The sequence below is a fragment of the Bradyrhizobium sp. CCBAU 51753 genome (genome assembly GCF_015291565.1).
Classification (GTDB): domain Bacteria; phylum Pseudomonadota; class Alphaproteobacteria; order Rhizobiales; family Xanthobacteraceae; genus Bradyrhizobium; species Bradyrhizobium ivorense.
The window spans coordinates 6,550,920-6,571,528 of sequence record NZ_CP030037.1; the positions used below are offsets into that span (position 1 = coordinate 6,550,920).

Annotated in this window: 21 protein-coding genes; 16 read left to right on the top strand and 5 right to left on the bottom strand. The window is 65.0% G+C overall.

The window, feature by feature from the left end; translation table 11 throughout:
- Window positions 1-58: 58 nt before the first annotated feature.
- Entirely contained in the window at window positions 59-421 is a 363-nt protein-coding gene (locus XH93_RS30060; RefSeq protein WP_194470244.1) for a hypothetical protein, read from the bottom strand.
- A gap of 471 nt (window positions 422-892) precedes the next feature.
- Between XH93_RS30060 and XH93_RS30065 the strand changes: the two genes are divergently transcribed.
- Entirely contained in the window at window positions 893-1,192 is a 300-nt protein-coding gene (locus XH93_RS30065) for a hypothetical protein (RefSeq protein WP_194470245.1), read from the top strand.
- Between the two features lie 46 nt (window positions 1,193-1,238).
- Here the strand turns inward: XH93_RS30065 and XH93_RS30070 are convergent, their stop codons facing one another.
- Both XH93_RS30070 and XH93_RS30075 read right to left on the bottom strand, forming a co-directional pair.
- Window positions 1,239-2,606, bottom strand: coding sequence for an ATP-binding protein (locus XH93_RS30070; RefSeq protein ID WP_194470246.1), 1,368 nt, complete (start codon window positions 2,604-2,606; stop codon window positions 1,239-1,241).
- A 56-nt stretch (window positions 2,607-2,662) separates the two neighbouring features.
- Complete coding sequence (locus XH93_RS30075) at window positions 2,663-3,343, bottom strand: response regulator transcription factor (protein ID WP_139485504.1); 681 nt, start codon at window positions 3,341-3,343, stop codon at window positions 2,663-2,665.
- Between the two features lie 681 nt (window positions 3,344-4,024).
- On the opposite strand from XH93_RS30075, the gene XH93_RS30080 reads away from it, so the two are divergent.
- From XH93_RS30080 to XH93_RS30090, 3 genes are all read left to right on the top strand, one after another.
- Window positions 4,025-4,273 (top strand): hypothetical protein, encoded by a 249-nt coding sequence (locus XH93_RS30080; RefSeq protein WP_194470247.1) that lies wholly within the window; start codon window positions 4,025-4,027, stop codon window positions 4,271-4,273.
- A 338-nt stretch (window positions 4,274-4,611) separates the two neighbouring features.
- Window positions 4,612-5,022, top strand: a complete 411-nt coding sequence (locus XH93_RS30085; protein ID WP_194470248.1) for a hypothetical protein — start codon at window positions 4,612-4,614, stop codon at window positions 5,020-5,022.
- A 236-nt stretch (window positions 5,023-5,258) separates the two neighbouring features.
- Window positions 5,259-5,462, top strand: a complete 204-nt coding sequence (locus XH93_RS30090; RefSeq protein WP_194470249.1) for a hypothetical protein — start codon at window positions 5,259-5,261, stop codon at window positions 5,460-5,462.
- Between the two features lie 172 nt (window positions 5,463-5,634).
- Here XH93_RS30090 and XH93_RS30095 read toward each other — a convergent pair whose 3' ends face one another.
- Window positions 5,635-6,381: a hypothetical protein gene (locus tag XH93_RS30095; RefSeq protein WP_194470250.1), complete on the bottom strand. Its 747-nt coding sequence runs from the start codon at window positions 6,379-6,381 to the stop codon at window positions 5,635-5,637.
- A gap of 41 nt (window positions 6,382-6,422) precedes the next feature.
- On the opposite strand from XH93_RS30095, the gene XH93_RS30100 reads away from it, so the two are divergent.
- The 6 genes from XH93_RS30100 (at window position 6,423) to XH93_RS30125 (ending at window position 13,451) form a co-directional block, all read left to right on the top strand.
- Window positions 6,423-7,601 carry an efflux RND transporter periplasmic adaptor subunit gene (locus tag XH93_RS30100; protein ID WP_194470251.1) on the top strand — a complete coding sequence of 393 codons (1,179 nt, stop codon included), beginning with the start codon at window positions 6,423-6,425 and terminating at the stop codon, window positions 7,599-7,601.
- Window positions 7,598-10,705: an efflux RND transporter permease subunit gene (locus tag XH93_RS30105; RefSeq protein ID WP_194470252.1), complete on the top strand. Its 3,108-nt coding sequence runs from the start codon at window positions 7,598-7,600 to the stop codon at window positions 10,703-10,705. The genes XH93_RS30100 and XH93_RS30105 overlap by 4 nt, the downstream gene beginning before the upstream one ends.
- A gap of 199 nt (window positions 10,706-10,904) precedes the next feature.
- The gene (locus tag XH93_RS30110) at window positions 10,905-11,120 is read left to right on the top strand and encodes a hypothetical protein (protein WP_194470253.1); all 216 of its coding nucleotides are present in this window, start codon (window positions 10,905-10,907) and stop codon (window positions 11,118-11,120) included.
- A complete protein-coding gene (locus tag XH93_RS30115) occupies window positions 11,098-11,826 on the top strand; it encodes an ATP-binding cassette domain-containing protein (protein WP_194470254.1) in 729 nt (242 codons plus the stop codon). Before XH93_RS30110 ends, XH93_RS30115 begins: the two co-directional genes overlap by 23 nt.
- Window positions 11,816-12,640: an ABC transporter permease gene (locus tag XH93_RS30120; RefSeq protein ID WP_194470255.1), complete on the top strand. Its 825-nt coding sequence runs from the start codon at window positions 11,816-11,818 to the stop codon at window positions 12,638-12,640. The genes XH93_RS30115 and XH93_RS30120 overlap by 11 nt, the downstream gene beginning before the upstream one ends.
- Window positions 12,641-12,836: 196 nt before the next feature.
- Window positions 12,837-13,451, top strand: coding sequence for a hypothetical protein (locus XH93_RS30125; protein WP_194470256.1), 615 nt, complete (start codon window positions 12,837-12,839; stop codon window positions 13,449-13,451).
- Between the two features lie 68 nt (window positions 13,452-13,519).
- Here XH93_RS30125 and XH93_RS30130 read toward each other — a convergent pair whose 3' ends face one another.
- Window positions 13,520-14,548, bottom strand: a complete 1,029-nt coding sequence (locus XH93_RS30130) for a LacI family DNA-binding transcriptional regulator (RefSeq protein ID WP_194470257.1) — start codon at window positions 14,546-14,548, stop codon at window positions 13,520-13,522.
- A gap of 131 nt (window positions 14,549-14,679) precedes the next feature.
- Between XH93_RS30130 and XH93_RS30135 the strand changes: the two genes are divergently transcribed.
- The 6 genes from XH93_RS30135 (at window position 14,680) to XH93_RS30160 (ending at window position 20,125) form a co-directional block, all read left to right on the top strand.
- Window positions 14,680-15,582, top strand: coding sequence for a dioxygenase (locus XH93_RS30135; RefSeq protein WP_194470258.1), 903 nt, complete (start codon window positions 14,680-14,682; stop codon window positions 15,580-15,582).
- Window positions 15,583-15,590: 8 nt separating this feature from the next.
- Window positions 15,591-16,346: an SDR family NAD(P)-dependent oxidoreductase gene (locus XH93_RS30140; RefSeq protein WP_194470259.1), complete on the top strand. Its 756-nt coding sequence runs from the start codon at window positions 15,591-15,593 to the stop codon at window positions 16,344-16,346.
- A 98-nt stretch (window positions 16,347-16,444) separates the two neighbouring features.
- Window positions 16,445-17,350: a 3-keto-5-aminohexanoate cleavage protein gene (locus XH93_RS30145; RefSeq protein ID WP_194470260.1), complete on the top strand. Its 906-nt coding sequence runs from the start codon at window positions 16,445-16,447 to the stop codon at window positions 17,348-17,350.
- Between the two features lie 18 nt (window positions 17,351-17,368).
- The gene (locus XH93_RS30150) at window positions 17,369-18,382 is read left to right on the top strand and encodes a zinc-binding alcohol dehydrogenase family protein (RefSeq protein WP_194475377.1); all 1,014 of its coding nucleotides are present in this window, start codon (window positions 17,369-17,371) and stop codon (window positions 18,380-18,382) included.
- Between the two features lie 2 nt (window positions 18,383-18,384).
- On the top strand, window positions 18,385-18,744 hold the full coding sequence (locus XH93_RS30155; protein WP_194470261.1) for a cupin domain-containing protein: 360 nt from the start codon (window positions 18,385-18,387) through the stop codon (window positions 18,742-18,744).
- A 22-nt stretch (window positions 18,745-18,766) separates the two neighbouring features.
- Complete coding sequence (locus XH93_RS30160; protein ID WP_194470262.1) at window positions 18,767-20,125, top strand: dicarboxylate/amino acid:cation symporter; 1,359 nt, start codon at window positions 18,767-18,769, stop codon at window positions 20,123-20,125.
- Window positions 20,126-20,609 lie beyond the last annotated feature (484 nt).

Sequence of the window (20,609 nt, forward strand, 5' to 3'; positions counted from 1 at the left end):
CGTTCGGCTCGCAGTGATTGATCACAACGCCAATCGGGCGTGAGCCGTCGGCCGGCCGCTAGTAGCAGGCGGCCTCCTGCTGACTGGCTGTTGCGACGCAGTAGCCGTAACTGGCGCGGTACGGGTAGCCGTAGGCATAGGGATAACCGTAGTCGTAACCGTATGCGTACGGGTAGCCGTATTCGTAGGGGTAACCGTAGGAGGCGTAGGCACCTGCCAAGCCGAGACCTATCCCAACCCCAACAGCGGCCGCTCCAAGCCCGCCTCCGCGCCAGCCGCCGCCGCGCCAGCCGCCGCCACCAAATCCACCGTGGAAACCATGAAAGCCACCGCCGCCGAAGCCTCCCCGCGCGGAAGCCGCCGTCGGTGCAAACGCCACGGCCGTAATTGCCGCTAATGTGATCAGGATTTTCCTACGCATCGGACTCTCCCAGTTCTAGAAAGTAGCCCGATTTGGAGAACGTCTCACGTCCATTTTAGTTGCTGATGAGTTCCCGGCCTTCAGCCAGGTCTCGATCGGCCGGCGGACTGGTTCGTCCGGGGTCTTGCCCGATGGATGGTGGATGGATCGCTCGGAGCCGGCTATCAATCAATGCGAAGCTGATGATCGGGGGTTTTCGCAAGGCCGAGTTGCCCGAATGAGCCGTGCTCGCACTGTTCGGCGCTATTGGCTCATAGCTGATGGTCTGAATGACTTTCGAGAACGTGGCTCTCCGATGTGAACCGGAAATCCCTGGGTTCGGTCGCGATCGGCTTTTGACCCATATAGCGGGCCTCGTGCCCATCGAGCCCACTTACGGAACCATTATCGCAATTGATAAACTTCGATCTGCTCGGCAAGTCTTTCTTTGGAGCGAGCCGATAAACCCTTCGGGCACGAAGGATTATGTCCATGTACTTCCTGACCGCCTGTCTGATCGTCGTCGCCTTGAGTTTCCAGGTATCGTTTCGTCGAGCCTGGAATCTATCACGGAACTCTCAGTGGGCTGCCCCGGCCCAGCGGCTCGTAGTGCGGCGGCGGGCGCTTTGGCCCGGACTCTGCGCTGCAATTTTCACGCTGCTGGTGCTGATCGGATTTAATCATGTTCAAAACGAGCTTGTTCACTCCGCAACGGCCAATCTCATGATGCTTGGTATCTCTTTCTCCGGCGGCTGGTTTCTTGGCGTCATTGCCGGGATGGATTGGGATTGAAAGCCGCGATCAAGGCAAAGCGAAAAAAGTGCATCGGGCTGCGCCCTTAGCTGCTCTGCCGATCAGCGCACACGATATCGAAGCGGCCGCCGGGACCGGGTTGAACCACGAGGCGGAAACCATGCAGCTTGACGATCGCGGCGACCAGGCTCAGCCCGAGCCCGACGCCGGGCGTGTGGCGCATCTTGTCGGAGCGGTAGAAGCGCCGCAGCACCGCCTCGCGCTCCTGCTCGCCGATCCCGGGTCCGGTGTCGGTCACCTGCACGATCGATGCGTTCTCGCCCCGCAACAAAGCGAGGTTCACCTTGCCGCCGGGCGGGGTGAACTTGATGGCGTTGTCGACGAGATTGGCGACAGCCTCGAACAGCAGATCGCGGTCGCCCCAAACGTGAAGCTTACGGTCGATATCGACGCCGAGCGCGATCTGCTTGTCCTCGGCAATCGGCTCGTAAACGTCGCAGATCTCGCGCAGGATCTCATGCAGGGCGACGTTGCCGAAGCCCGCGGAACGCCGGCTGTTCTCGATCTCGGTCAGCCGCAGCAGCGCGGTGACGATGGCAAGCGACTGGTCGATGCCGGCGACGGCCTTGTCGGTGACCTCCTGGAGCTGCTCCAGCGTGGTTGCGTGGGTGCGGCCCCGCTCCAGCGCCAGCCGGGCCCGCGTCAGCGGGGTCCGGAGGTCGTGGGCGATGTCGTTGCCGACGCCCGCCAACGCGGTGATCATCGACTCCATTTCATCGAGCATGCCGTTCACGATCACAGCCAGCCGAGAGAACGGATCGTCGACGCCATCATGCGGAAGGCGCTCCTGCAGGTCACCGGCGACGATCCGCTGGACCCGCTGGTTGACGTTCTCGACGCGTCGCTGCGCACGCAAACTCAGCCAGGCGCCCGCCACCAGGCAGAGGCAGAGCGCCGGCACGAGACCGAGCGCAAGCGCCTCGCCGACCACGCTCGATATTTCCCGCGTCTCGTCGACGTTTCGTCCGATGAACAGAACGTCACCGTGATCGAGGCGCCTGCCCACCGCCCGGATCGTCGGGCCGCTGTCATCGGCGGCGCCCACGCGCGCCACTTTGGCGGCTTGCACCGATCCGTCGAGGGCGAACCCGGCGGGCACGCTTTCGACATTTCCGGCAAGCCGTCCGCCGCTCGGGTCGAACAACCCGGCGAACTGCACCCGCCTGGAGTCCTGCGCAAGATGACTTTCAATGGCGTGGATACGGCGATCGTGCGGCAGCTCCGCCATGTAGTTCATCTGCACGCTGATCATGCGATCCGATCGCGCGATCAGGTAAGTATCGATCTTCCAGTAGATGAACCCGAACAGCACGATCACGAACAGCGCAAACAGCGCCGATACCGCCGCGGTCCAGCGGAACGTGTTGGAGCGCATGAACTGCAATTGGCGCATCGGTCCCGCCGGCCCCCTCTTGATGTCTGCCGTGAGCACGTCGAGCACCGGAAGGATTATGACTGGGCTCTGAGGATGAACCCGGAGCCGCGCACATTATGAATCATTTGCGGTTCGCCGGGACCATCGACCTTGTGCCGCAAGCGGCCCATATGCACATCGACCAGATTGGTCGTGGCCGGCACGAATTTGTAGTTCCAGACCTCCTCGAGCAGCATCGCCCGCGTCAGCAATTGATCGCTCCGCCGCATCATGTATTCGAGCAGCCGGAATTCGCGTGGCAGCAGATCCATGCTGCGGTCGCCTCGCCGTGCCGTGCGCTCGATCAGATCGAGCTCGAGCGTCCCCACCCGCAGCGTCGTCTCACGACTGTCGACCGGACGGCGGAGCAGCGCCTCGACGCGCGCGATCAGTTCGACGACCGCGAACGGCTTGGTCAGATAATCGTCTCCGCCGCTGCGCAGGCCGCGCACCCGATCGTCGACGGCGCTGAGCGCGCTGAGCACCAGGACCGGCGTGGCAACCTGATCCTTTCGCAGCGTCTCGATGACGCTGAGGCCATCCATTCCGGGCAACATGCGGTCCACGATCATGACGTCGGGGTCGTTCGCACGCGCCTTGGCGAGACCATCGATACCGTTCGCCGCCCGCTCGACGTCGAACCCGAGCCCGCTCAGCTCGGCGACAACCTCCTCGGCCGTTCCGTCGTCGTCTTCTATCAGGAGAACCTTTGTCATCTGCTCGATCTCAAATACTCCAGAGCATGTCGGTCCCGGGGAGGACAGCATATGCGCGCTGCTTGGCAAAGTCATAGTCCGGTAGGCCCCGAGGACGCCGCGAGAGACGTGAGCCGGATCGCGGCGCCCGCCGACCTGGCGAGAGCGCGTCCGCTTCGGGGGGTGCCGCCTCAGTCAGGCGCGGCGGGATCCCGGCGGCACAACTAGCCCGCTTTCGCGCGACCGGCCATTAAATAGCAGTTTAAAGAGCTTGGCGGACGTTCGCGGACCGCCCGGACCGAGGCTAAAATCGATTTTAGACGACACCTCCCGGATACCGACCTAAGGCTTGGCCAGGCATCCGGGGAGGCCGGGATCGAAGCGCCCGACCATCGGCGATCCGCTTGACGCATCCCGCGCGTCTGCCCCTGCGATGGGCAGAGCCGCCTTCGGCATTGCCCGGCGCGAGCAGCGCGATCCTCGCTTGCCGGATTCGCACACGTGGCTGCCGCAGCATCTTGCCAGGCGACGCAGCGTTTCGCGCGCGACATGCCGTGATCGTCATCCCGCTCATGCAGCACGAACTCACACGGCATTGAAGAGGCGTGAGGCGCTCGTGCGTTGGGCTGCGCAGCCATCGCCCCTACGTGCTGCTGCGGGCCTCGCCTTGATGCGGGCTGCTGTCTTCAACGGAGAAATTCAATGACCACACTCAAACTGCTGTCCACCGGAATGATTGCGATAGCGATGCTGGCGACGCCGGTCATGGCTCGCGAGGTCCACGTCGCTCACCGCCACCACGCCGTGATGGCGGCCGATGTCGATGCGTCGGATGCGCCCATCGTGGTCGATGGCCGTGCCTGCGTTCCGGCGCCGCGCGTCGGCGCGTTTGCGACCGCGCCGTGGACCGGCGACAACGTGCCCTGCGAGCCCTATACGGGCGCCTACTGACCGCAGACTCCACGCGCCCGTTCCGCACTCTGCTCGCATGCGAGCAACTGCCGGTCCGGGCGCCGATCGCTTAGCGGAATTGTCCGAACGAGCGGGCCCGGAATCATGTTCCGGCCCGCTCGTTGTTTTTGAACCGACGGTGAGGGGCATCAAAGTCTGCACAGGTGCACTGGCCTCAACTTGTCGGGATGCCGCCTGCCTCATGCATTCTTGATGGCGAATTTAATGGCGAGGCTGTTCGCCGCTCCTACTTTCCGATCATCACGAGGCGCGGCGACACTGCGACACGCAGGTCCACATCAATCGCCGGGCGCTTCGACACGGAAAGGAGTGTCATGATGAAACGAGTGCTGATGATCCTGGCAACCGCTGCGGTTGCGACAGTCGTGGCGGTGGGTGCGGCCGATGCACGTGGCGGCGGTGGCGGTGGCGGCCATGGCGGCGGCTTCGGTGGCGGCCACGTCGGTGGTTTCGGCGGCGGCTTTGGCGGCGGCGGCCACATGGGTGGTTTCGGCGGCGGCGGTGCGCATCTCGGCGGCTTCGGCAGCGGCATGCATGTCGGCAGCGCCGCCGGGCTCGGCGGTGATCGCATCGGCCGCGGCGAGCATGCCTACGGCACGGGGGTCCACCATGCCATTCACCATTTCGGTCGCTACTCGCCCGGCTATTACGGCTTCTACGGCGATTCGGATTGCTACGACTGGTACGACCTGCACCCCGATACGCCGCTGCCGCTGAGCTGCAGCTAGTCTCATTGCTGTTCGCTGCCTGCTGTTCGCTGCCTCGGTCCGGATTTCATCAAGCCGATCCGGACCGGCGGCGGATCAGACCACCGTCAATTCAAAGTGACATCTCTGAACTCCAATTCATTGGGATTGCATCCGGGGCAGCCCTAACTGCAGCTTCGGAGCCCGCCGGATCGCCGCGATTCATGTCGCGGCTGGACGATCAGATCATCCGTCGGGGCTCACAACAGGAGACGACCATGAGAAAGACTTCGATCACCATCGCAGCGGCCGCCATGCTCGCGGCACTCGCCGTGCCAGCCGTCGCGAGCGCCGCGTCCTATCGGCCTCACGTGGCGATGACCCACGCGGGCAGCTATTCGACATCTGACCAGCAAGGCGCGGAACGGTCGGCAGCGCCTGATCCCTACGCCTATCACGGCGGTCCGAAAGGCAACGAGTGATAGCGTTGGTCGAACGGCCCGCGGGCGTCCGGCAAAGGCAACCAACCAGAAGCAGACCCGCTCCGGCGGGTCGTTCTGTATCTGCACCCCTGATCGCCGCACGCGGCGAAGTTCGTGCGAAGACGCAACAACGGCGGGCGCGGTCTGCCTAGATTTGAAGTGTCCAACCGGTTCAACGGAGCATGCACATGAGGTGTTGGCTGATCGCCGTCTGTTTTGCGCTCTCGGCGGGCGGGGCCGCATCGGCCCAGGTCACCGGAATGGCTGTCCCGACGCCCATGATCGACGCCACGTCACCGCTCACCAGCGCGACGGGCTCGGCCGTCTCACCGGTCGGCATTGGCCTCGGCGCAACCGAGCTCGCCTCTCCCGGTATCAGTCCGGCCCCAACCGTTACCGGCAGCATCGCGGTGCCGATCACCGGCACCGCATGCACGACCCTCGGAACGTCACCGTCCGCCATGTTCGGCGCGACGTCGACGTTTGACGGCGGCGGGATGACGACGGCCCCGGGGTCGGCCATGGACTCCTCGTCTGGAATTTCGCCGACGCCGGGGCTGACACAGGGCTCCGGAATGACGACCTCGTCCGGCGTGCTGGACACCGCCGGAATGTCGGGCATGTGCGGCGCGGGCGCGAGCAGCATCGCCGCTTCATCCACCCCCAATGCGATCACGCCGATCACGCCGGGCGGCGCCGCGCGAACCGGCATTCCGCTGGGCTCGACCGAGATCGGCAATCTCGGCGTCAGCTCCGCGGCCCTCGTTCCGACGCCGGGCGTGCTGCCCATCACCGGCAGCCAGACCCCTGTCGCGACGGCGGCGCCGGCGCTGCCGGCGCTCGGCAACCTATCCACGACCTCGACCGCGCCGACGACATTTGGATGTTCCGCATTGGGGACATCGACATCCACGACCATCGCAGGCAGCTGCTAGACCATCTCCTGTCGGAGTAACGTTCATGAAGAAAACAATCATCGCCTCCGTGGCTGTGGCGATCGCCGCGAGCACCGGGCTGTTGTACGCGGCGCATGTGCTGCCGCTGCGGCAAGCCGCAGCAAAGGCTGCTCCGCCGGCCCCGGTGCCGATCGTCGCGGGCACCGTGACGCAGCACGATGTGCCGATCTATCTGACCGGCGTCGGAACCGCGATCGCCTACAACACCGACGTGGTTCGCGCCCAGATCCAGGGACAGATCATCAGCATCAACTTCACCGAAGGGCAGAAGGTTCATGCCGGCGACCTGCTGGCGCAGATCGACCCGCGGCCGTACCAGGCCCAGATCGATCAATTCACGGCGAATCTCGAGCGCGACCAGGCGCAGCTCATGAACGCCAAGGCCAACCAGCTTCGCTACACCCAGCTCGGCGACAAGGGCTGGGCCACGCCGCAACTGATTGAAACGCAGAATGCGCAGGTCGGCGAGTTGACCGCGGCGGTCAAGGCGGACCAGGCGCTGATCGATGCCGCAAGGGTGCAGCTCAGCTTCACCCGCCTGACATCGCCGATCGACGGCGTGGTCGGCATCCGTCAGATCGACGTCGGCAACATCATCAGCCCCTCGAGCACCAACGGGCTTTGCGTCGTCACGCAGCTCGATCCGATCTCGCTGATCTTCACCCTGCCGGAGACCGTGCTGCCGCAGATCCAGCAGCAACAGCAGAAGACGAATTCACCGATGACGGTGCTCGCCTACAATCAGGACAATACGATCCGCCTCGGCCAGGGGCAGCTCGGTCTCGTCAACAACGAGATCCTGCAGACCACCGGCTCGATCCAGCTCAAGGCGAATTTTCCGAACCCGACCAGAAGCCTGTGGCCCGGCGAGCTCGTCAACGCCCGCCTGCTGCTCGACACGCGGCACAACGGCCTCACGGTGCCCGCCGCGGTGATCCAGCAAGGGCCGACCGGCTCCTACGCCTACGTGGTCAATGCCGACGACACCGTCTCGATCCGCCAGGTCAAGGTGGCGCAGATCAGCGACGGCCAGGCCCTGATCGACTCCGGCCTGTCGGCCAATGAGCAGGTCGTGGTCGACGGACAGTACAAGCTGCAGCCGGGAACGCACGTCACGCTGCTGCACGGCAAGGCGGCGCAGGAAGCCGCCGCACAGGATGCAATGCAGGCACCGATCCCATGAACATCTCCGCGCCTTTCATCAAACGGCCGATCGCGACCGCCCTGCTGATGGTGGGATTGCTGGCGGCCGGCCTTATCGCCTATCCGCTGATGCCGGTGGCGGCGCTGCCGAACGTCAACTATCCGACGCTCACCGTCACCGCCCAATTGCCGGGCGCCGATCCGCAGACCATGGCCTCGTCCGTCGCCTCGCCGCTCGAGCTGCAGTTCGGCCAGATTCCGGGTCTCAGCCAGATGACGTCGTCGAGCGCGCTCGGCTACACCCAGGTCACGCTGCAATTCGACCTGAACCGCCAGATCGATGGCGCCGTCAGCGATACGCTGTCGGCGATCAATGCGGCGAGTCCCTATCTGCCGACCGGGCTGCCGTATCCGCCGACCATCCACAAGGTCAATCCGGCCGATACGCCGATCCTCGTGCTCGGCCTCACCTCGGACAGCCTGCCCCTCACCACGGTGGACGCCTATGCCGAGAACATCTTGTTGCAGAAGATCTCGCAGATCCAGGGCGTCGGCCTGGTCGGCATCGGTGGTCAGCAGAAGCCGTCGGTCCGGATCCAGGTCGATCCCGAGGCGCTGGCGGCGCGCGGCATCAACCTCGAGGACGTGCGCACCGTTCTCGGCCAGGCCAATGTCGATCTGGCCAAGGGAACGCTGAACAGCCCGCGCCAGACCTATACGCTGAACACCAACGACCAGCTGTTCAAGCCCGATCAGTATGCCGACCTGGTGATCGCCTATCGCAACGGTTCGCCGGTCCGCATCAAGGACATCGGACGCGCCGTCAGCGCCGGCGAGAACGATCTGATCGCCGGCTGGTACAACCACCAGCGCGCGATCATCCTGGCGGTGCAGCGCCAGCCCGGCGCCAACGTCATCCAGACCGTGCAGCGGATCAAGGACCTGATGCCGACCCTGCAGGCATCGATCCCCGCCGCAATCAAGATCAACGTCATCTCGGACCGCACCCAGACGATCCGCGCCTCGATCACCGACGTGCAGTTCACCCTGCTCTTGACCGTCGCGCTGGTCGTGATGGTGATCTTCATCTTCCTGCGCAGTTTCTGGGCGACCATCATCCCGGCGGTCACCGTGCCGCTGTCGCTGATCGGCACGTTCGCGGTGCTCTATGAGATGGGCTACAGCCTCGACAACCTTTCCCTGATGGCGCTGTCGATCGCGGTCGGCTTCGTGGTCGACGACGCCGTCGTCGAGATCGAGAACATCACGCGGCATATCGAGGAAGGCATGTCGCCGTATGATGCCGCGATGAAGGGATCGGGCGAGATCGGCTTCACCGTGATGGCGATCACCTTCTCGCTGATCGCGGTGTTCATTCCGCTGTTCTTCATGGGCGGCTATGTCGGACTGCTGTTCCGCGAATTCGCCGTCACGGTGAGCGTCGCGTTGGTGCTCTCGCTGGTGATCTCGCGGACCCTGACGCCGATGATGTGCGCCTATCTGCTGAAGCCGGAAAGCCAGCAGCATGGCCGGCTCTATCGCTGGTCGGAGCGCAGCTTCGACGCGCTGCTCGGCCTCTACGAGGCCGGGCTGAAGATCGTGCTGCGACATCGCTTCATCACCTTGATGGTGATGCTCGGCACCATCGTGGTGACCGGCTATCTCTATGTGATCATTCCGAAGGGCTTCTTTCCGCAGCAGGACACCGGCCTGATCCTAGGCCAGTCGGAAGCGGCACAGGACATCTCGTTCCAGGCGATGGCGCAGCGCCAGCAGGCCATGCTCGACGCGATCCTGCGCGATCCCGCCGTCGCCACCGTCGGCTCGGCGGTCGGCGCCGGCGGCGGCACCTACACCGTCAACAACGGCCGTGTGTTCATTCAGCTCAAGCCGGCCGACCAGCGTGACCCGATCGGTAAGGTCATCGCACGCCTGCGCAGCAATCTCGCCAAGGTCCATGGCATCACGCTCTACATGCAGCCGGCGCAGGACATCATCATCGGCGCCCGGCTGAACAAGACCCAGTTCCAGTACACCATGAGCGACGCCGATGCCGGCGAGCTGAGTCACTGGGCGGACCAGTTCCTCGAGAAGATCAGGGCGCTGCCCAGCGTCGCCGACGTCACCACCGATCAGCTCAACTCCGGGCCGCTGCTCGACATCAAGATCAAGCGCGAGGTGGCGTCGTCCTACGGCATCCTGCCCTTCACCATCGACAATACGCTGGACGACGCCTTCGGGCAGCGCATCGTCTCGACCATCTACACGACGCTGCAGCAGTATCATGTCATCCTGGAGGTCAATCCGAAATTCCAGTACGGACCGGAGGCGCTCAACGGCATCTACGTCAAGTCCTCGAGCGGCCAGCAGGTCCCGCTGTCGACGCTGGTCGATTCCGTCGTGAAGGTCTCGCCGCTGGTCGTCAACCATCAGGGCCAATTCCCCTCGGTGACGATCTCGTTCAACCTGGCGCCGGGTGCGGCGATCGGCGACGCGGTGAGCGGTATTCAGGGCATCGAGAAGGCGCTGCATCCGCCGCTGTCGCTGCAGACCAGCTTCCAGGGCAATGCGCAGGCGTTCGGCGCGTCGCTGCAGAGCACCCCGATCCTGATCGGCGCCTCGCTGTTCGTGATCTACCTGATCCTCGGCGTGCTCTATGAGAGCATGATCCATCCGATCACCATCATCTCGACGCTGCCATCGGCCGGCGTCGGCGCCTTGCTGCTCTTGATGGCTGTTCATTTCGACCTCAGCGTGATCGCGATCGTCGGCATCATCCTGTTGATCGGCATCGTCAAGAAGAACGGCATCATGCTGGTCGACTTCGCGATCCAGGCCGAGCAGACCGAGGGCCTGCCGACCGAACAGGCGATCTACCAGGCCTGCATCAAACGCTTCCGGCCGATCCTGATGACGACGATGGCGGCGCTGCTCGGCGCGGTGCCGATGATGGTCGGCACCGGTGTCGGATCGGAAATCCGCCAGCCGCTGGGCTATGCCATCGTCGGCGGCCTCGCGCTGTCGCAGGTGCTGACGCTGTACACCACGCCGGTGGTCTATCTCTACCTCGACCGCCTGCAGATCTGGCTGTTCAGGCGCCATGAAGCGGCGCCGCGCGGGGCCTATCCGACGCCCGCGGAATGAGCCTGCGGGTGGCGACCGGCTGCAGACGGCCGGTCGCCACTTGCCCGGCAGGCCGTCGATGCAGACCTGACCGGCGTCTCCCTGTCATCGAATTTATTGGGATTCCCGCAGCACGACCTATCTGATGCTAAGGCACGGGGAGCTTGGCGGCCGCCGCGTCGCAGACTTCCGATCGATATCCCGCCATCCTGGTGATAACATGCTCGTCACACTCGTCGCAGTTCTATGCCATGGACCGCTCTGTCTGGAGAAGGTGGTCACGAATAGCGAGCAATCCGGCATCACCATGCGTGACTGTCAGGCCAGATCGCAGGTCGCAATTGCGGACTGGATGGCGCAGAATCCTTACGGCGAATGGAAGCTGCAGCGCTACAAATGTGTGATGGGGCCATATGTTGCCAAGGGAGACGCCTGACCGCGCGGCAATCTCGATCGCGGGCCGCGCGACGGCCGAGCTCGAGACCAGGCAGCTGTCGCGCAAGTCGGGCGATCGCATTCTTGTTCACGACGTCAGCGTCGCGGTGATGGCCGGCGAGATCCTCGCCGTCGTCGGACCAAGCGGGGCGGGAAAGTCGTCGTTCCTTCGGCTGCTCAATCGGCTGGACGAGCCGACCTCCGGCACCGTGCTGCTCAAGTCCACCGACTACCGCTCGATCGCCCCGCGGGATCTGCGGCGGCGCGTCGGCATGGTCATGCAGACCGCCTACCTGTTCCCGGGCACGGTCGCCGACAACATCGCCTTTGGGCCGCGGCAACGCGGCGAAACACCGGCGCCGGACCGGATTGCCGCATTGCTGGAGCGCGTCGGCCTGCCCGGATTTTCCGATCGTCACGTCAGCAATCTCTCCGGCGGGGAAGCGCAGCGCGTCGCATTGGCGCGGACGCTGGCCAACGAGCCCGACGCCCTGCTGCTCGACGAGCCGACCTCCGCACTCGACGAGGCCTCGGTTCGCGGCATCGAGGAGCTGATCCTCGGCATCGTCGGAGAGCGGCGGATGACTTGCGTGATCGTGACGCATAATCGCACCCAGGCGATGCGGCTCGCCGGACGAACGATGGTCATGGAGGCGGGCCGGCTGGCTGCGATCGGCCCAACGCGGGAGGTGTTGCATGCTGGCTGAGCTTCAAGGCAGCATCGGCAATGACGTGCTGGTCGGCCTGATGCAGGCCGCCGCCGCGATCGCGCTGTGCGCCGTGGTCGTGGCGCTGTGCGCGTGGCAAACCGTCCATGTCGAGCGCGAGGCGGCGATCTCGATGGTCCGCGGCCTCGTGCAAATGATTCTGGTCGGCGTTGTGCTGGCAGTGCTGCTGCACGGCAGCCTGCTGATCGGGTCACTCATCCTGTTCATGATGACGATCGCCGCCGCGGTCACGGCCTCGCGCCGCCTCAAGGGAATGAACGGCGCGCTGCTGATGTGTTTCTGGTCGATCGTCGCAGGCGCCGGGACCATCATCGCCGTGATGCTTGCAACGCGCAGTCTGCAGCCGGAGATTTCGATCCTGGTCCCGGTCGGCAGCATGATCATCGCCAACGCCATGAACGCGTGCGCCCAGGCGATCGAGCGCTTCCGGGCCGAGATCGTCGCCCACACCGGTCACATCGAAGCGGCCTTGTCGCTCGGGGCCGAGCCCGCGGTGACCGTCGCGCCTTATCTGCAGAGCGCGGTCTATGCCAGCCTGCTGCCCCGGCTCGACATGATGAAGTCGCTCGGGCTGGTGTGGATCCCCGGCGTGATGGCGGGCATGGTGGTATCAGGCGCGAGCCCGGTCTACGCCGGCATCTACCAGTTCATCATCGTGGCGATGATCCTGGCGTCGTCCGGGATCACGAGCCTGGTCGCAACCACCTTGATGCGGTCGCGCGCCTTCTCGCCGGCAGCACAGCTGCTGCTTCGACCGGCGGACCCGGCGGCCTCGAGCGGCCCGACCGCTTAAGCCTGCCTAGCACCCGGCGGGCAGCGACGAACCCGGCGTCGCGGTACCGTAGGCGCCATAGGGACCCATGGCGGCGGGGTTGGCGAGATTCATCGAAACGCTCTCGCTGCATGCGGCGGTGTTCGGCGTCGGCATCGTGGCCGGCGCCGCGCTGATGCTGGTGTCGGTCGTGTCGAGGTCGGCCGTTGGCGGCTGAATGGTTCCGGGCGACGGGTTTGCCGGGACGTCGGGCGTCGAGACCGGCAAGGCCGCGGCATCGGTGACCGTATTGCCGGGCGCCGAGGTGCACGAGCTCCCCGGCGTGGCGCTGCCGAGCGCCGGCGCCGGCGCGATCGTCCCGGTCGTGCTGCCGGTGACCGAGCCCAGGATGGCGACCGGCATGGCCGTCGGCAAGGCCGGCGTGGCGCTCGCGCTCGTCGTCGGCGCGCTCATGCTCACCGATACGCTCGGGCTTGCGGGAGTCACGGTCATGACCGATGGCGAAAACTCGGCGGTCACCGGCGAGCAGTTCAGACTGGTTCCCGGAATCGTCGGATCGTCTGCCAGCGCAGGCGACGCCAGTGTGGTGACCGGTGCGCCGGGCACCGTCGCGGCGGAAAACTGGCTGGTGAACGGACTCGGTCCGGTCAGTTGCGACGACACGATCGCGCCGGGCGTTGTCGGCAGCCCCATGGCCGTCGTACCCATGGTCGACACCTGCGCCAGGCAGCTGCTGCCCGACAGCAGCAGCACCATCACGCCCAGCAGCGTCCGCATTCCGATCTCCGGCGTTCAACTGTTACGGTCGGAGGTAGGCAGCCGGCCGACATAACCCAACTCACGTTTGGCTTACCGCGGTCACCATCGACGCCGGGATACGGTCGCCGTCGTGGCGCGATTTCAGGCGTCAGCTTCGACTGCTCTGAGAGCGGTCGATCCTCGAACGACAAGCTCCGGCCGCAGCACGACGTGCCGGATTTCCGGCGATCCGCTCTTGATCCGCTCCGCGAGCATCTTGGCGGCGATCCGCCCCATCTCCCGGTGCTCGATCCGCACCGTCGTGAGCGGCGGCGAGACGACGTCCATCAACGGCATGTCGTTGTGACCGACCAGTGAGATGTCCTCCGGACACCGCAATCCCCGCTGCTTCAGCACATCGAGGACACCGAGAGCCAACAGATCATTCGCGGCGACGATGGCCGTGACGTCGTGCGTCGCGGCGAGCAGGTGCTCCGCTGCCTGCGCGCCCGCCTCGCGGGTGTAACCCGTCGCCTCGCGCACGACGCCGCGCAGTCCATGATGCGACATCGCGCGTTCGAAGCCGTCGCGCCGCAGCGCGCCGGTCGATGTGGATAATGGGCCGGCGACATGCGCGATCCGCCGGTGTCCAAGGCCGACGAGATGATCGACCGCGAGGCGCATTCCCATGTCGTCGTCGGAGACAACCGAGGAGACCCGATCGCGCGCTTCGGAACGGTTGACCAGGATCACCGGCAGACCGCGCTGGATGCAGAAGCCGACCAGTTCATCGTCCTGCGAAACGGTGGCGAGGATCAAGCCATCGACCCGCTGGCTGAGCAGTCGCTCCACGAAGCAGATCTGTTGCGATGATGCATTGCCGGCATCGGCGACGATCGGCGCATAGCCTTGCGCGGAAAGCACCTCGGCGATGCCGCCGAGGATCGGCGCGAACACCGGGTTGGCGATGTCAGGCAGCAGCACGCCGATGAGATCGGATCGGCCCAGGCGCAGATTGGCGGCCAGGCGATTGGGCTGATAGTCGAGCGCCTCGGCCTGGGCCACGATCCTCTTGGCGACGTCGTCGGCAACCAGGTGCCGCTTCTTCGGGTCGAGCGCGCGCGACACCGTTGACGGATGGACCCCGGTCGCGTCAGCGATCTGCTTGATCGTGGTGATGGGCCGATTCACGCAGCAATTCCCGTCGGTTAGCCGATTCAGGCGATCATGATATGGGATGGGTTGACTTTTTGCAATCGATTGCAATATCAACTGCAAACGATTGCAGCTAGTTCAGCAATCGATTGCAGAGGCAGAAATCCATGGGCAACGGCATCATCGAGAAACTTGAGGACGTAACCCCGACCGTGTTGCGGGCGATGGGCGCGACCGACAACGCCCGGCTCCGGACGGTCATGGAAGCGTTCGTCAGGCACCTGCACGCCTTCGCCCGCGAGGTGAAGCTCACCGAGGCCGAGTACGATCTCGGCATCGACTTCCTCAACCGGATCGGACAGGCCACCCACGCCAGCCACAACGAAGGAATTCTGTTCGCGGACGCGGTCGGCTTCTCGACGCTCGTCTGCCTGTTGAACAACGGCAACGCCGGCGCGACCGAGACCGCTGCGGCGCTGCTGGGCCCGTTCTGGCGGGCCAACTCCCCCAAAACCAAGAATGGCGGCTCGATCGTTCGCTCGCCGACCCCGGGCCCCGAGCTGTTCGTGAGCTGTGAGGTCGTGGACGCCGCGGGGCGACCGCTCGCCGGCGTCGAGGTCGACGTCTGGCAATCGTCGCCGGTCGGGCTCTACGAAAACCAGGATGATACGCAGGCGGACATGAACCTGCGCGGCAAGTTCACCACCGACGCCGCCGGACGCTTCGCCTTCCGATCGGTCAAGCCTGCCGGTTATCCCGTCCCCACCGACGGCCCCGTCGGCGACATGTTGCGGGCGCAGAACCGGCATCCCTACCGGCCCGCGCATATCCATTTCCTCGGCTTCAAGCCCGGCCACAAAACCCTGATCACGCAAGTCTTCGTCGACGACGACGAGCACCTGGAAAGCGACGTCGTGTTCGGTGTGACGCGGGCGCTGATCGGCGACTATCGCCGGCATGACGATGGCGAGCCGCCTGAGGCCGGCGTTCGCGCGCCCTGGTACACGCTGAACTACCGCTTCGCGATGGAATCCGGCGAAGCGATCCTCCCCAAACCTCCGATCCAGTGAGCAAAACCATGAAGCAGTCCATGGACGGCAAGGTCGTCCTCGTCGTCGGCGGCGCCGGCAGCATCGGCGCCGTATCCGCCCAAAAATTTGCCGAGCTTGGCGCCCGCATCGCGATCAGTCATCGCGATGTTCCGGAGGAAGCCGCGGCGGCCGCGAAGGTGGTGCAATCCCTGCCCGGAGAAGGCCACGCGGCGCTCGTCGCCGACGTGTCGCGGACCGAGACGTTGACGGCGTTGCGCAGCGAGATCGAACGGCGCTTTGGACGCCTCGATGTTCTGGTCAACGCGGCCGGCTTCACCAAGCCGGTGCCCCACGCCGATCTCGACGCCCTGGACGACGACCTAATTGACCGGATGTTTGCGGTCAACTGGCGCGGACAGTTCGCGACCATCCGCAGCTTCGCTCCGCTGCTGAAAGCGTCGGGCGACGGCCTGATCGTCTCGATCTCGTCGATCGCCGGCAGCAACGGCATCGGTTCGTCGATCGCCTATTGCGCGGCCAAGGCCGGCATCGATGTGATGACCAAGTCGCTGGCCCGCGTGCTTGCGCCGGAAGTGCGGGTGCTCGCGGTCGCGCCCGGCGTGGTCGACACCAACTTCGTTCCCGGGCGCGGGGCCGACTTCAATACCAAAACCGCGGCGACGACGCCGCTGAAGCGGATCGCAACGGCGGACGACATCGCCTCGGCGATCCTCGCCTGCGCCACGCAACTTGGCTTCGCCACCGGCACGACCTTCGTGGTCGACGGCGGCCGCTCGCTCTAGAGCTTCGGTTCTGATTGAATCAGAACCGAAGCTCTGGATTCGTGTGTTGACGCGAACCGGTATCCACTTCGCTCGAAAACGCTCTGGAAGGACAGTCCATGCGATCTCCACGCGACAAGGTCATCATCACCTGTGCCGTGACCGGCAATCTGACGACGCCCGAACAGACCCCCCATCTGCCGATCACCCCGCAGCAAATCGCCGAGGCCTGCCTCGGCGCCGCGGATGCGGGCGCCGCCATCGTCCATATCCACGTCCGCGATCCCCTGACCGGGCGCCCCTCGATGCTGCTCGATCACTATGTCGACGTCGTGCAGCGCATCCGGGCCCGCAATCCCGCGCTGATCCTCAACATCACGACCGGGCCCGGCGGACGCTTCGTGCCCTCCAAGGACGACCCGAAGGTCGCCGCCGAAGGCACCACCCTGATGGTGCCGGAGAAGCGGGTCGAGCACATCGCCGTGCTGCGGCCGGATATTTGCACCCTGGACCTCAACACCATGAATTCGGGCCGCGAGGTCGTGATCAACACCCCATCCAATGTGCGGCGAATGGCCAAGGTGATCGCTGAGGCCGGCGTCAAGCCGGAGATCGAATTGTTCGATTCCGGCGACATCGCGCTGATGCGCGATCTGCTCGCCGACGGCACATTGACGGGGCCGGTCCTGTGCTCCTTCGTGATGGGCGTGCGCTACGGCTTTCAGCCGGCGCCCGAAACCGTGCTCTACGCGCGCGATCTGCTGCCGCACGATGCGGAGTTCACCGCCATCGGCATTGGCAAGGCGGCATTCACGTCGGTGGCGCAATCCTATCTCGCCGGCGGTCACGTGCGCGTCGGGCTCGAGGACGCGGTCTATCTTTCCCGCGGACGGTTCGCGACATCCAATGCCGAGATGGTTAGCAAGGCGCGCCGCATCGTCGAAGACCTCGGAGGGGAGATCGCGACGATCGAAGAGGCACGCCGCATTGTCGGTGTGCCGCATCCATCCAAGAGTGCGGCCTAAGAGCGGCCGATGAACATCATGACCGGATCGAACACAAACCTGACCATCGAAGCGACCAGCGTGCGGCTCAATGCCAAGGCGAGCGATACCGCATCGATTGAACCCGTCATCGAGCGGCAGCTGCTGTCGCGACGACCGGACGAGGTCGTGGTCGCCATCGAGGCCGCCGGCGTCAACCCGTCCGACGTGAAGGCCGCCACCGGCCTGATGCCCTATGCGGTATTCCCCCGAACCCCGGGCCGCGATTTCGCCGGGCGGGTGGTCGACGGCCCGCAGCAATGGATCGGCAAATCCGTATTCGGCTCCTCCGGCGACCTCGGCATCCGCCGCGACGGCACGCACGCCTCGCATCTGGTGGTCGAAGCGGCGGCGCTGGTGGAGAAGCCGGACGGCATGTCGATGAATGAGGCCGCCGGCATCGGCGTGCCGTTCGTCACCGCCATCGAGGGCTTCCGCAGATCTGGCATGCCGAAGCCGGGCGAGCACGTTCTCGTCATGGGCGTCAACGGCAAGGTTGGGCAGGCGGCGGTGCAACTTGCGACCTGGCAGGGCGCCAAGGTGATCGGCGTGGTGCGCAAGGACGAAGGCTACGAGGGTCACGCCAACGCGCCGATCGAGATCGTCAACTCCGCCGCAACCGACGTTGCAAAGCGCGTCCGCGAACTGACCGACGGCAAGGGCGCCGACATCATCTTCAACACGGTCGGCGATCCCTATTTCGACGATGCCCACCACTCGCTGGCAAAAGGCGGGCGCCAGATCCTGATCGCGGCCGTGCACAAGATCGTGCAGTTCAACATCCTCGAGTTCTACCGGGGACGGCACACTTACCTCGGCATCGACACCCTCGCCTTCTCCTCGGTCGAGAGCGCCGACGTGCTGCGCAGCGTACTGCCCGGCTTCGCCGCCGGCTTGCTGCGTCCTTACCCGATCGCAGATCGCTCGATCTATGCTCTCGCCGACGCCAAGGCGGCCTACGACGCCGTGATCGGATCGTCGCGCGACCGCATCGTGCTGCGCCCGGGAGCCTGATCATGCACGTCGTCCGCTTCGCCGAGGCGCCGGCCTACGCCGCGCCGGGGCATCACGACATGGCGATGGTGCGTGTGCAGGGACGCGAGGCCGGTCCTTCCTCCGACCTGTGGATCGGCGTTTCCGTGATCGCGCCGGGCGGCGGCACGAGCCAGTCCGCGTCGCCGCAAGAGAAGATGTACGTGGTGCTTGACGGCAGGCTCAGCGTCTCGAACGGCGAGACCGAGGTCGAGCTCGGACAATGGGATTCCTGTCGTATCGCGGGCGGCGAGGACCGCCGCCTCACCAACCGAACGAATTCGCCGGTGACCGTTCTTCTAGTGATGCCGCTCTCCGAGCAAGAGCGCCAGCGCGACCAGTAACTCAATAGCCAGGGAGGCATCAATGCGCACGATCGCAAGCCAGGGATCACCGAAGAAGAAGCCCTTCTACGCAATTCTGTACGTGCAGGTGCTGGCGGCGATCGCCGTTGCGATCGCGCTCGGCCATTTCTGGCCGGGTCTTGCGGTCGGCATGAAGCCGTTCGGCGATGGCTTCATCAAGCTGATCAAGATGGTGATTGCGCTCGCGATTTTCTGCACGGTGGTCACCGGCATTGCCGGCATGTCGGACATGAGGAAGGTGAGCCGGGTCGGCGGCAAGGCGCTGCTCTACTTCGAGGTCCTCTCGACCCTGGCGCTGCTGATCGGATTCATTGCCGCCCATGTGGCGACGCCCGGCGCCGGCTTCAACGTCGATCCGGCAACGCTCGATGCCAAGGCCGTCGCGCAATATGCCGGCAAGGCGAAAGAGCAGACCATCGTCGAGTTCCTGCTCAACATCATCCCGAATACCGTCATCGACGCCTTCGCACGCGGCGACATTCTTCCCGTGGTGCTAATCTCGATCCTGTTCGGCTGCGTGCTGTCGCGGCTCGGCGAGCGCGCGAGGCCGGTCCGCGACATGATCGACGGCGGATCGATGCTGATCTTCGGCGCGATCAACGTGATCATGCGCTTTGCGCCGATCGGCGCGTTCGGGGCCATGGCGTTCACGGTGGGCCGCTACGGCATCGCTTCGCTCGGCCCGCTGGTCAAGCTGGTCGGCCTGTTCTACCTGACCTCGGCCGTGTTCGTGTTCGGCATTCTCGGCCCGATCGCCTGGTGGTCGGGCTTCAGCATCTGGAAGTTCCTGGTCTACATCAAGGAAGAGATCCTGATCGTGCTGGGAACCTCGTCCTCCGATCCGGTGCTGCCGAGCCTGATGGAGAAGCTCGAACGGCTGGGCTGCTCCAAGCCGGTGGTCGGGCTCGTCGTTCCGACCGGCTATGTGTTCAACACCGACGGCTCGTCGATCTACATGACACTCGCCGCCCTGTTCGTGGCACAGGCCACCAACACCGACCTCTCGATCTCGCAGCAGATCGCGATCTTCGCCGTCGCCATGCTGACCTCGAAGGGCGCGAGCGGCGTGACCGGCGCGTCGTTCATCGCGCTGGTCGGAACGCTCTCGGTCGTCCCCACCATCCCGGTCGCAGGCATGGCGCTGATCCTCGGCATCGACCGCTTCATGAGCGAGGCACGCGCGCTGGTCAACGTGATCGGCAACGGTGTGGCAACGATCGTGATCTCCAGAACCGAGGGCGAACTCGATCTGGCCCGCGTCAACGCCGTGCTGGAAGGCAGGGCGACCGGCGCCGAACCGGAGGAAGCTCCGGCGGCTCTGATCGATGACAGCCCGCTGCCTGCCCGCAACCAGGCCTAGCTGCTGCGCCAGCAGCGCGGCGATCTGCTCCGGCGCGATCCGCCAATCCGCCAGGGCCTGACAGCGCTCGCGATGTGGGTTCCAAGCCAGCCGGCATGGCGTTGCCGAGCACGTATGCGATCGCGCGAATTTTCCGGCGTTAGCAGGAGGAGATCGGTGCCTCGATGCGAGGTCCACACATCGTCGTCCACCCATCTGCTTCGGTTCGCTTCCGCAGACTCTGGCAGCGCTCACTGGATCCTGACCGCGGTCCACGATAGCCGCGCCTATAGCCTCGGCCAAACAGCGAAACCTGGCTGCGATTAGCCGTCCTCTCCCCGATTGACGGAACGCCTTGCGGCTTCGCCGCCACGCCGGGATTTGGGCATCGCCGCGCAACAAATAACCGTGTCCGACGACGCACGCCTCGAGAATATATTAGCTATATCAATATGTTATGACCACGAGAAGGATTCTCGAGAAATTCCCGAAATCTTCCATGGGC